General features: G+C 56.1%; 10 protein-coding genes. 6 read left to right on the top strand and 4 right to left on the bottom strand.

Annotated elements, in window-relative coordinates:
* Positions 1–41 precede the first annotated feature (41 nt).
* Together DyAD56_RS18405 and DyAD56_RS23670 are read right to left on the bottom strand one after the other, a co-directional pair.
* Complete coding sequence (locus DyAD56_RS18405) at positions 42–965, bottom strand: HNH endonuclease (protein WP_102304300.1); 924 nt, start codon at positions 963–965, stop codon at positions 42–44.
* Positions 966–1,018: 53 nt separating this feature from the next.
* A complete protein-coding gene (locus tag DyAD56_RS23670) occupies positions 1,019–1,381 on the bottom strand; it encodes a hypothetical protein (protein WP_146010562.1) in 363 nt (120 codons plus the stop codon).
* A 226-nt stretch (positions 1,382–1,607) separates the two neighbouring features.
* On the opposite strand from DyAD56_RS23670, the gene DyAD56_RS18415 reads away from it, so the two are divergent.
* The 4 genes from DyAD56_RS18415 to DyAD56_RS18430 all read left to right on the top strand — a co-directional run bounded on the left by DyAD56_RS18415 (position 1,608) and on the right by DyAD56_RS18430 (position 9,351).
* Positions 1,608–1,997 (top strand): nucleotide pyrophosphohydrolase, encoded by a 390-nt coding sequence (locus DyAD56_RS18415; protein ID WP_102304303.1) that lies wholly within the window; start codon positions 1,608–1,610, stop codon positions 1,995–1,997.
* The gene (locus DyAD56_RS18420; protein WP_102304304.1) at positions 1,998–3,884 is read left to right on the top strand and encodes a DUF2075 domain-containing protein; all 1,887 of its coding nucleotides are present in this window, start codon (positions 1,998–2,000) and stop codon (positions 3,882–3,884) included.
* Positions 3,885–5,192: 1,308 nt separating this feature from the next.
* A complete protein-coding gene (locus DyAD56_RS18425; RefSeq protein ID WP_158241384.1) occupies positions 5,193–8,963 on the top strand; it encodes an RHS repeat-associated core domain-containing protein in 3,771 nt (1,256 codons plus the stop codon).
* Complete coding sequence (locus tag DyAD56_RS18430; RefSeq protein ID WP_102304307.1) at positions 8,956–9,351, top strand: hypothetical protein; 396 nt, start codon at positions 8,956–8,958, stop codon at positions 9,349–9,351. Before DyAD56_RS18425 ends, DyAD56_RS18430 begins: the two co-directional genes overlap by 8 nt.
* A 627-nt stretch (positions 9,352–9,978) precedes the next feature.
* On the opposite strand, the gene DyAD56_RS24525 is transcribed toward DyAD56_RS18430, so the two are convergent.
* Entirely contained in the window at positions 9,979–10,347 is a 369-nt protein-coding gene (locus DyAD56_RS24525) for a transposase (RefSeq protein ID WP_343125312.1), read from the bottom strand.
* Between the two features lie 104 nt (positions 10,348–10,451).
* Here DyAD56_RS24525 and DyAD56_RS18440 point away from each other — a divergent pair, with 104 nt between their 5' ends.
* Both DyAD56_RS18440 and DyAD56_RS18445 read left to right on the top strand, forming a co-directional pair.
* Positions 10,452–10,967 (top strand): hypothetical protein, encoded by a 516-nt coding sequence (locus DyAD56_RS18440; RefSeq protein WP_102304308.1) that lies wholly within the window; start codon positions 10,452–10,454, stop codon positions 10,965–10,967.
* Positions 10,968–11,086: 119 nt separating this feature from the next.
* A complete protein-coding gene (locus tag DyAD56_RS18445) occupies positions 11,087–11,305 on the top strand; it encodes a hypothetical protein (RefSeq protein WP_102304309.1) in 219 nt (72 codons plus the stop codon).
* Between the two features lie 289 nt (positions 11,306–11,594).
* Here DyAD56_RS18445 and DyAD56_RS18450 read toward each other — a convergent pair.
* Positions 11,595–11,802 (bottom strand): integrase core domain-containing protein (locus tag DyAD56_RS18450; protein WP_146010563.1); only part of this gene is annotated, 208 nt, incomplete at its 5' end.

The raw sequence follows: 11,802 nt of genomic DNA on the forward strand, positions 1-11,802 counted from the left end.
CGGCTTGATCTTCCTCGACTAGCAACACGATCACCGGAGACTTACCCCATTGATTCCAGCTCTTCCGCCCCACCATTGTGCGTACGATCTGGCGCCGCCTGTCTTCTGAAGACATTCAGACGATGGAACTTCAGGTATTCACACTGTCGTCGATTGAACGACTTCTTTTTAATCAGGTCGGGCTCGATGCCAAGGGCTGCCAACACGTCCATGGGAAGGAATGGGGAAAGAATCAGCTTTCCGCTGTTCTCGAACGAGATCCACCCTTGATCGAAAAGGTGATCAACATGCGGGGCGAGCAACAGACCGTTATCACCATCGATACGCTCTCGCCCGATCTCACACTTAGACCACGGTTTTATATGACTTGCCCTAAGGAAGCGAAGGTCCTGAATTCCAGTGATCCGACAACCCTTCTCCACACGTAATACATGGTCACGGAAGAGTGCCTGCTTTGTGCGAACCTCGCGCATCCTCAAGGCCGACGTGGCCCCAAAACTAAGATCTAGCCACACCCGCGGCTCAGCAGACTGTTCCTGCACGGTTTCCTCATCAGCCGCGACACGCTGAAGCAGGAAAACGATAGCTTTTCGCTGAATACCCCTTGAAGTCGAAGGTGCATCAACTATGTCCGTGCGTACTAACCCGTGTTCACCGAGATATCGGTAGGGCCGACTCTTGCCTAGCGACTGGAAAAGTAGAAGTCGCTTGCCGTTACGCCCGTGATCTCGAATTGCAAGATTGCCCCGCACGAACTGCATGTCGCCAGATTGTCCTTCGCCATAAAGATGAAAGCCCTCCTCGTCAGCGAAATCATCATACCCGTGCGCCTTCCCTGCCTCTCCGGTGAACAGGAAAATGAATTCAGACTCACCTGGCGTTGAAATGCCACCCTGTCTTTGCCCGCCGAAGACGTCGTGAATGTCCTTGGTCCGGTTGTAGAGGGCACCGATCTCAAAATTCATGGAGGCTCCTACGACAGTGCTTCACCCAGTCCGCAACCGGGGCACGACCATTGCTAACGCAGATCGACGCGTTGGCGGCCTGCACAGGCTTGTGGCCGGCCACCAAGTCCGGCAACTTGCGTATAAACATTTCCGCTGACCTGTATGACCGTTCCGCCGATGCATTGCTCTTCTGGCGCCAGTTGAAGCGCTTGCTTTCGCTGTTCGGCCAACGTCGCCGCCTCTTGCTGACGCACGCGCTGCGCCTCCAGTACCTGCTCTTGCTGCTTTCGAGCCAGTTCTATCTGCTGCCGCGAAACGTCAGCGAGAGCCTGGTTGATCGTTTCGGTCGCGTAATGGAGGTAAATCAGGCGCCAGGCCAACCCGCCGCCCGCCAGTGCCAGCGCGATAATCATCCCTTGAATAGCCTTAGGCATCACAGCCCCCCGTCCCCGTTCCGTACTGAAGCCTAAAGCCTCTAACTCAGCCAGGGCAAATCAATGTTGGCCATACGGCCTGCCCCGCTCACCGTTCTGGCTCGCATGACCCGCTCAGCTCACACTTCTCGAGCAGAGGCGCTGGATGGAGGGCCTTCACTGAGCCGCATACGCGGCCCTTGCAAATGCATAATAGCCACCGCCGCACCACACAAAGAGCCATACCATGAGCCCTCCCTCGTCAGACACCACCCCCTTACCCCTGGTGGAGACCAAGAGACTGGCAGCCGAGTTGGAAGCCTTTGCCATCGAACGTGACTGGCTCCAATTCCACTCACCAAAGAATCTGGTGATGGCCTTGTCCGGTGAGGTTGGTGAGCTAAACGAGATTTTTCAGTGGATGACCGAAGAAGCCTCCCGCGCTGCAGGAACAAATCCCGCCACGGAAGTTAAAGTCCGTGAAGAGCTTGCCGATGTTCTTCTGTATCTAGTCCGTCTAGCGGACGTGCTCGGAGTGGATCTGAACGAAGCCGCCACTCAGAAGTTGCGGCGCAATGCTGAAAGGTATCCCGCCGAGAAATCTCGCGGCTCCAGCAAGAAATACACCGAGATATAGATGTCGACCACAAACCCGACCCACCTCCTGGTCTACCGAGCGGATAAACGTCAGTTCCTAATCGATTCTGATCGGTACATTGAAGACGTCGTCGAGGACAGATTCCACGCCACGACTGGGAGGAAAGTTAGCTCCCAAGAGAAAATGTCCTGGAAAAACTCGCTGCAGGAGATGGCTAAGGTATTGCGGGATGAGCGGATTCCCGAAACCGCCGGCGTCGGCATCGAATTGTTTGCACCGCAATCGAATAGCCGTATCGATTTCGTGCTCAGTGGATACGACGCGAATGGACTGAAGACCGTCATCATCGTCGAGCTCAAACAGTGGAGTTCTATCAAGCTCACCGAAAAGGATGCCGTAGTATTGACGCATCTTGGGGGTGGACTGAAGGAGGCACCTCATCCTTCTTACCAAGCCTGGTCTTATGCGACGCTCTTTGAGGGATTCAACGACGCGGTGTCGTCTGGGGATATCAAAGTCCTGCCATGCGCCTTTCTGCACAACTACCCCGATTCAGATCCAGAGCTTCTCGATGAGCGCTTCAAGGTGTACACCCACCTCGCCCCTCTCTTTAGGAAGGGCATGGGAGAGCGAGAGAGCTTTCAGTCTTTTCTGAGTGCGCGCATTCAACAAGGAGACAATCAGTCCGTCCTGCGACAGCTGATTTGTAGCCGAATCGGCGCGTCTAAAGCCCTCACTGACGATCTCAACAAATTACTCAGCGGCAACAGCGAACTTGCCCTCATCGACGCCCAAAAACTTGTCTTTGAGAGCATAAAGGCCCTTGCACTTGCAGCAGCCCCTGGCAAGCACAAAGTCATCATCGTTGAGGGTGGCCCAGGCACAGGAAAAACGCTTGTCGCGATCAATCTTATGGTCAAACTTCTCAAGGCCGGACTGGCGATCAAGTATGTCTCTAAGAATGCCGCGCCGCGCCATGTTTACAAGGCCAAGCTTTCAGGAGCCATGACCAAGACTCGCTTTGATAGCTTGTTTTGCGGTTCCGACAGCTTCCACGATGTAGAGCGAGACACCTTTGACCTGTTGCTTGTAGATGAAGCACACCGACTCACCGACAAGAGCGGCGTTTACAAGAACAGGGGTGAGAACCAGATGAAGGAGCTCATCAATGCGGGCAAATGCACCGTCTTCTTCATCGATGAAGACCAGCGTGTCACTTTCCGCGACATTGGCTCCAAGGAACAAATCAGGCAATGGGCGGCAGATAAAGGCGCCGAGATCCATGAGTTTGAATTGACATCGCAGTTCCGCTGCAGCGGCTCGGAAGGATATATAGCCTGGCTCGACAACACTCTGGGGATTCGCGAAACCGCGAACTCCTATCTCGATACAGAAGGCTTCGAATTCAAAGTCTTCGATGCTCCGGAAGAACTGCACGCAGCCGTGGAGCAGAGAAACGGTCGCAATCGTGCGCGGGTCGTCGCCGGCTATTGCTGGCCATGGAACAGCCAGAAAGACACCAGCCGAATGGACATTGTTATTGGCGAGAACTACCGGCGGCAGTGGAATCTGGCTATTAACAGCAACGTTTGGATCATCGCCCCTGACTCCATCAAGCAGGTTGGATGCATCCACACATGTCAGGGACTGGAGGTCGACTACATCGGCGTCATCATTGGCCCAGACCTGATCGTCCGAGACGGCAAGGTAGTCACGGATGCAACTAAGCGTTCCTCCATGGACCAAACAATCAGAGGCTATAAAAAGCGGTTCAAGGAGCAGCCAAAAGAAACAGCGGCCGATGCAGATCGCATCATCAAGAACACGTATCGCACTCTAATGACTCGTGGACTCAAAGGCTGCTTCCTTTACTGTACTGACCCGGAAACGGCGACGTATTTTCGAAGCAAGTTAAACAGTAGATAAACAAACGATAGAACGGCATGCGGTCAGGTCACTCGAAAGCCGCAGCTACCGATCCATCGTGGCAAGAAGCCATCAACTGTTGGTACTTTTGTTGGTACCTTTAAAAAAATGGCCGTGAATTCAGCATAAATACTAGACACTCGAGTCCTATCACCGTACCACGTTTAAAAAGAAAAGGCCCGACTATGTCGGGCCTTTTCTTTTGGCTACGCGCTTCAGAAGTCGGGTTGAATTACTCCCCCGTTCCGTCCGTTTAGCCAAATACATTCAAACCGTGACCCGCAGAGTGCCAATGAGTGAGGGACAGTCAGCTGCTGCAACCGCCACGCACCCATAGCCACTGCACATCGGCACCTTCATAGATAGCAAAGGCTTCATCACAAGGAAGACATCTGCCAAAGAGAGTAAGCGGCTTATGGACGGATGGCCTATTGGATCCAAAGTGTGACCTTGTCGACCCTCGCGTTGATCGTCCTTTAACAGATAGCTCTGCTATACGTTTTTCTCCGTGGCACCTGCAAAAGGTGCAGACAACTTGGATGTCGCTAAAGGGGAATAACCATGGTCGTTTGTCGCGGCGCGCTGCTTGCGTGCTTTCTTCCTGTGCTTGGATTTTGGACATCCAACACCCGAGCTTCGCCGATAAACACTGAGCTAGCCTCGAGTTCAGCCTCGGCATCCTCTTCCGCGAGGAAGAGCGAAATAGCAGTAAGAAAAACCCAGGCAACCACAGCAAGTGGAACGACCGCCACGTTCTATGGACCTCCATACCGAGACGACTACGCGTATCACAATGACGGATACTCCAGCTCGGTTTCTGCTGTACTGGATAAATGGTGGGCACAGGTTCATCTAGACTGGCCAAACGCCTTCCCCGGCTGCACCTACTCCGTCGATTACTATCCGAATGGATCGCAAACCGGCAATTTTGCAAGGATTACCCTAGGAGGAAGCTGCGGAGGTGCTGGCAGCGTCCTCGGCACGGCTTACCCCTATAAACCTGGAAAGAATGACGGCAAGCCATGTAACTGCGTTGGCGATCCCATCAATTTCGGAACAGGAAATGAGTTTCGCGATGATTCTGATATAGCTCTTGGTACCCTAAGTTTTCACCGCTACTACAACAGCAGCAATGCCACTGCAGCAGCCCACGTAGGTACCAATTGGCGGCATACCTTCGACCGAAGCATTGAGTATCTCAATGGTGCCTCCGCCAGTGTCGTAACCGTCTATCGACCCGACGGCTTACAAGTCGTCTTTACGCTTCAATCTGGCGCTTGGGTCGCCGATTCCGATGTGGCGGACACGTTGTCCCCCATCTACGATGCCTCTAGCAACTTGGTCGGTTGGTTCTATACCAATGCCACTACGCGCGAACTGGAAGATTACGACGCGCAAGGCCACCTGCTCTCGATCACCGACGTCAACAAACATCTCACCGTCTTCACCTACAGCAGCGCGTCGACACCAAGCAGCATTGCACCGACCGCAGGCTTGCTCTTAACGGCGACCGATCCGCTCGGCCGGCAGCTATCGTTTACTTACGACAGCCTGGGCAACGTCGCGACCGTGACGCAACCGAATGGTGGCGTCACCAGCTACAGCTATGACACGAACAACAACCTCGTCCAGGTCACCTATCCGGACACGCAAACTCGCAAATACGTCTATAACGAAAGCACGCTCACCTCGAACACCAGTCTTCCCAACGCCTTGACCGGCGAGATCGACGAGACGAACACACGCCTAACGGACATCGGCTACGACAGCCAAGGGCGCGCGATATTGTCGCGGATGGCCGGCAGCGTAGACGTCACTCAGGTCAGCTATGGAACCAGCGGCACCAACACCGTGACTTACCCTACGGGCGTGCAGGTGACCTACGGCTTCAGCACGCCGAACGGCTCCATGCGTGCCAGCTCCGCGAGCGGTCCCTGCGGCCCAAATTGCGGCCAAAGCTTTGCGTCCCTCACCTTTGACGCAAACGGTTATCCCTCCACGGGTACCGACTTCAATGGCCACGTTACACAGTCAACCTACAACACGCAGGGATTGCTCACGACACGGGTTCAGACCTCGACCGAAAGCACGCAGCGCACGACAACGACGACCTGGGACGTCAACAACCGTGTTCCATTGACGCGCTCGGTCGCGGATGCAAACAACACTGTGAAGTCCATGATGGCGTGGGTCTACAACAGCCGCGCCCAGATCACTGCGCGATGCGAGATCGATCCCTCCGTGGCAAGCGGCTATACCTGCTCCAGCACAGGTGTTCCACCAGCAGGTGTACGCCGCTGGACTTACACCTACTGCGAGACGGCGAACAGCACGCAATGCCCATTGATCGGCCTCCTGCTGGGTGTCACCGGACCGCGCACCGACCTGACCCAGGCCGCCGCTTACAGTTACTACTTGAGCAGCAGCGCCACCAATTGCGGCACACCGGGCGCCGCCTGCTATCAGGCTGGTGATCTTTATCAGATCACGGATGCACTGGGTCACATCACGACCATCGCGTCCTACGATGCCAACGGTCGCGTCACACGCACCGTCGATGCCAACGGTATTAACACGGACCTGACCTACACCCCGCGCGGCTGGCTCGCTACCCGCACGGTCGGTGGCGCCACTACCACCATTGGCTACACGACCTACGGTTCAGTAGCCTCCATCAAAGATGCCGATGGCGTCACGGTGAGCTACACCTACGATGCCGCTCACCGCCTCACCGACATCACCGGTGCGTTGGGTGATCGCATCCACTACACGCTGGATGCCGCCGGCAACAAAACGCAGGAGCAGACCTTTGACCCCAGCGGCACCGTGCGTCGTACGCTCTCGCGCACCTACAACACACTAGGCCAGCTCACGCAGATCACCGATGGCCTGAGCCACGCCGTATTCAACGCCGCCTACACCGACAGCTACGACGCCAACGGCAATCTGGTGCATACCGGTGATGCCCTGGGTGTGCAACGCAAGCAGGGTTATGACGGGCTGAACCGCCTCATCACCACCATCGACAACTACAGCGGCACGGATGCCGCCACGCAGAACACGCAGAGTGCCTTTGCGTACGACGCCAACGATCGATTGGAAGGCGTGAGCGATCCGGACGGACTCAACACCACCTACAGCTACGACGGCCTGGGTAACGCCACCGGCGTGCAGAGTCCCGACACCGGCAGCACGGCCTATGTGTACGACGCGGCAGGCAACGTCACCCAGCGCACCGATGCCAAGGGCGTGGTGAGCCATAGCACGTACGACGCGCTCAACCGTCGCACCGCCACCACCTATGCCGACGGCACGCTCAATGTGGCTTATGCCTACGACGAGGCCAACAGCGTCACGGGGTGCCCGGCGTCGTATTCGGTCGGTCGCCTCACCCGCATCATCGAGACCGCCGTCACCACGGTGTACTGCTACGACGCCCACGGCAACGTTACCCGCAAGAGCCAGACCCAGGGCACCGTCACCGACGTCACCGCCTACGGCTACACTTTGGCGGATCGCCTTGCCAGCACGCTGACACCCGCCGGCACCTCCATCCAGTACAGCCGCGACGCGGCCGGCCGTATCAGCGGCGTCACCGCCCTGCCCCCAGGCACCAGTGGTGCAGGCGCAGGCAATGTGGTCACCGCCATCAGCTACCTGCCCTTTGGCCCCATCGCCAGCTACACGCTGGGTAACGGCCAGACCATCACGCGCACCTACGATGCCAACTACGCCGTCACCGACGTGGTGAGCCCCGCGCTCAACCTGCACTTTGCCCGTGATGTCATGGGCAATATCACGGCGCTGGGTAACGCCTCCGGCGCCAGCCCGGCGACGGAAACCTACAGCTACGACCCGCTCTACCGCCTCACCGGCCTCTACGACGCAAGCAACAACCCGGAAGAGACCTACACGTACAGCAAGACCGGTGACCGCCTGAGCAAGACGGGCAATGGCCTCGCCACGGGTGCCTATACCTACCAAACCGGCACCCATCACCTCACCGCCATCGGCAATGCTGCCCGTACCTACGATGCCAATGGCAACACGACGGGTAGTGTCATCGGTGGCAACACCTATGGGTTTGGTTACAACGGTCGTAACCGCATGACGGTGGTGCAAAGCAACGGCAGCACAGTCGGCACGTATACGTACAACGCACTGGGGCAGCGGACGGCGAAGGTGGCGACGTTCCCGGTCGCCAGTAGCCAGCGTTTTGCATACGACGAGGCCAGTCAGCTCATTGGCGAGTACGGCAACAACTCACGCGACTACATCTGGCTGGGTAGCCTACCTGTGGCGACCGTCGACACGGCGAGTGGTGTGAGCACGGTGAGCTACGTGCATGCGGATGGACTGAACGCACCTCGGGCCGTTGCAAACACGGCTGGCAATACCATCTGGCAGCTTGCATATCAGACGAACGCTTTTGGTGAGCAGCAGCCGACGAGTACGAATGGGTTCGTGTATGGCCCACGATTCCCCGGCCAATACTTCGACTCTGAAAGTGGTCTCGCATACAACGTCAATCGCGACTACGAGGCGGCTACTGGGCGGTATATCCAGAGCGATCCAATTGGGATGTTTGGGGGTCAAACCAGTACATTCGCATATACAGCTTCGAATCCACTGCAATTAACGGACCCTCAAGGCTTAGTTCTGTTTCCTTGGGAATCACCAGTCTATGTAGTAGGAGGATCTCCCGAGCAGCAGCAGCAAGTAATCGATTCTGTCAACGCCATTTTCAGAACGCCGCGCGGATCGCAGCTCCTGGATGACATAAAGGGCCCTTGGTACAAACACGGAAGCCCAAAGACAATCAAGATTACGGATGACTACCGAGTTGAGACTCCCTACCTGGGTGCCGATGAAATTCACATAGACCCGCGCTTCAATCGATGCTTCAACTCCACTCAAGGCCCCATGCGCGGGTCTCTGAGTAGATTTATCGCACATGAACTCGGTCACGCGGTCGAAGGCACTGACGACGATGGTCCCGGCAGGATGAACAACGTCATACAAAACGAAAACCCGATTATGAATGCGCTCGGCGAGCCTTCCAGGATTAGCTATGACTAACACTAAAGTCTTACATGCCCGCCTCGGGCTGATCATATTGATCCCATTGGCTCTGGTCGGTTGCTCAAGCAGAAATGCAACTTGCCAGGCAAAGATTGATATGTTGAAACCACTAATGGGACGCGACTCTCACGCTGATGTACAGCAGGCCCTGAAAGCTCACGATCTTAGGTTTCTCGGGATCTATGACTTCTCCATTGACGTACCAGGCATGGATGCACACAAGGATGCTGTCAGAGAACGGGGAATAAAAATGATTGAAGGAACCACAGACGCTCCATGCGATGAAGAGCACGGCAAGATGATCAAAGATGTTCGTAGGTATGCCGAGTCTTACAACTTGGAGCTGTTTAATATCCTGTCTGGCGAGGCAAGAATCATCAACTAACCAGTAGCACCTTCGGGTTCGGCTACAGCTGGCCTAGTCGCACGACGGCGTTTGAGCGCGACGGCGGGACAGTGGGCGCGAAAGCAGGGACAAAACCGTGTCAAGGGATTTTTAGCCAGGACGCACCGCCGCCACATTCTCACTGCTCTCGCCAAACCGCGTCGCATCAAGGAAAGCCACGCCGTCGGCGCGGCGAGCAACAAGGGTGTGGTTACCCGGCCAGTACTACGATGCTGAAAGCGGGCTGGCCGACAACGGGGCTCGCTCTTTTGAAGCTACGACGGGGCGGTCAAGAACGGGGTCAGGTTCACTTCCGACGAGGCGGCCGATAAACTGGCCGCGTACCGGCGAAGCGACGGGTCTTGGCTTCAACCATAGACTTGAACGCGTCATTACCTAGAGCCCGCTGTTGCTGCAGGTAACTCCGAATGGCATGGAGATCGTCGTCGGACAGGATCTCCCTCAGTAGCACGCGATAGGCGGACCCACGCTCGGCGGCAGTTGTACCTAAAGCTGCATAGGCAGGATGGGGCGTCACCAGCGCATCTTCACGATATCCGCCGTGTGCCGCCGCGCTGGACCACGAATACGCCGCAGGATCGTCTGTCATGCGAGCGCGAACGGGATTCAGGTCGATGTACCGGTAGCAACGCAACACGTAAGTTTCGGTATCAACCAGGCACGATTTGTACCGCCCTCCCATAAGGTTCCGGTTCGCCCATGTCGCGCATTGAATTGGCCGACATACTGGCGCCCGAGCGTTTGCATCAAACGGGCAACATTGCCAAAAGCCGATGGCGTGACTAGGAGATGTGCATGATTGTCCATCAACACATAGGCATGAAGAACGCACCCGGCATGCAACAAGGCTTCACGAAGCAACTGAAGGTAGCGACTCCGGTCACTGTTATCGAGAAAACAAGGCGGTCGATTATTGCCTCGCTGCACCACGTGCTGCGGAACATTGGGAAGATCGAGTCGAGGTTGGCGTGCCATGCCCGGAGTTTTATGGCTTCGCACGCTCTATGACCCCGTTCTCGTTCTCCTGGAGCATGAGCTCAAGAACGAGGAAGAGCTACTGAGGAGTAAGGAGAATACATATGAAAATCTCCCAAGGATCTAAGGCATTCCTGCTGTTTCTCACACTGTACTCAGCGGTAGCTTATTCAACTCCTGCTGAGGCTACTCCCGTGGTGGTTGAAGCGGCTGGCGTCACTAGAGGCAACGGGCATATAGCGCTCAACATCAGATTTTGGAATTGCGCGAACAAATCGATCACAGTTAACTCTGGCTTATTACCCTGGGGGCAGATGACCACGGGACTTATCGTCTACAAGGGAGCTGGCCTTGGTAAGGAATTGCACGCCAGCTATCCTGTAAGTGACCCTGTTTTACGCGACGTAGCCATTGATGCTGGGGGCTACGTGGTTGGAGCATTGAATCTCGACGTTACATTTACGGAGCTGGAGAGCGCCAAGCACCTTGAAGATCTGGTGGTGTTTTGGGTTTACGACGCAAAAGTCACAGGGATTCCGTCAGCGGGTAAGTTCGGAGGCATGTTGCCTCTCTTGAAGACGTTGTCAGCAGCCGATGGAAATGCCAGCCCTTGCAGGTGATGACATCGGTGGCGCGATAATCGGTTCGAGAACGGAAACCGGGGTCAGGTTGAGTGACCCCTAACCTCTCGGACAGAAAAATCAAGGTCGGCTCCAAACTGCTACAAAGAGGCTCTCGTATGGCTATCTTCGAAGCCGCAGGTATCGCGATAAACACCCGGCTTGTCGCTTATGTCGGCCCGGTGAAAGTGCCACGGGCAACCAGCGCCGAGTTCTCTGTGATGTGCTCGGGCACTCCGCTGCCGCTGAAGCTCAAGTTCAATAGTGAGCGAGAGGCGGAAGTTGCCAGGAGAAAGCTCCTGGGACTAATCGACGCTCACGACGCCAATCCCCGCTAAGGCGGGGATTTTTTGCCCTAACCGCTCTCCTCTCGATCAAGATCGAGCCGGCTTTGAGGTCTGCATCGTTGCGCCATGCCACGACACCTGTAGCGATGCCACTGAAGCTGGAAACACAGCCACCGTCATGCCCCTGCACACGACAGCGCAGCACGCATGCAAAGCGATTTCCCTGTAGCTCCGCCGCATCACCTGACGATCATTGCCTCGATGTAGGGGAGCTCCTACATCCATATGGGTCGATCGACGTCCCCCCGCTTTCAGTAGCGGGACGAATTAGAGCCCAGTGTCACTTTAGCTGCTTCGCATAGTCGGCGGGCGTGAGCCCGCCCAAAGCCTTCTTGGGTCGTTCTTCGTTGTATTCCCGGCGCCAGGTTTCGATCTCGGTGCGTGCGTGAAGCAGGCTGGGAAACCAGTGCTCGTTGAGGCATTCATCGCGCAAGCGCCCGTTGAACGATTCGATGTAAGCGTTCTGGTTGGGCTTGCCAGGCTCGATC

The organism is Dyella sp. AD56 (assembly GCF_002878475.1).
Classification (GTDB): Bacteria; Pseudomonadota; Gammaproteobacteria; order Xanthomonadales; family Rhodanobacteraceae; genus Dyella.

Excerpts from the sequence above, each read along its gene's own strand:
- DyAD56_RS18420 (WP_102304304.1), top strand. The coding sequence starts at position 1,998 with ATGTCGACCACAAACCCGACCCACCTCCTGGTCTACCGAGCGGATAAA.
- DyAD56_RS18405 (WP_102304300.1), bottom strand. The coding sequence starts at position 965 with ATGAATTTTGAGATCGGTGCCCTCTACAACCGGACCAAGGACATTCAC.
- DyAD56_RS18430 (WP_102304307.1), top strand. The coding sequence starts at position 8,956 with ATGACTAACACTAAAGTCTTACATGCCCGCCTCGGGCTGATCATATTG.
- DyAD56_RS18440 (WP_102304308.1), top strand. The coding sequence starts at position 10,452 with ATGAAAATCTCCCAAGGATCTAAGGCATTCCTGCTGTTTCTCACACTG.
- DyAD56_RS18415 (WP_102304303.1), top strand. The coding sequence starts at position 1,608 with ATGAGCCCTCCCTCGTCAGACACCACCCCCTTACCCCTGGTGGAGACC.
- DyAD56_RS23670 (WP_146010562.1), bottom strand. The coding sequence starts at position 1,381 with ATGCCTAAGGCTATTCAAGGGATGATTATCGCGCTGGCACTGGCGGGC.
- DyAD56_RS18445 (WP_102304309.1), top strand. The coding sequence starts at position 11,087 with ATGGCTATCTTCGAAGCCGCAGGTATCGCGATAAACACCCGGCTTGTC.
- DyAD56_RS24525 (WP_343125312.1), bottom strand. The coding sequence starts at position 10,347 with ATGGCACGCCAACCTCGACTCGATCTTCCCAATGTTCCGCAGCACGTG.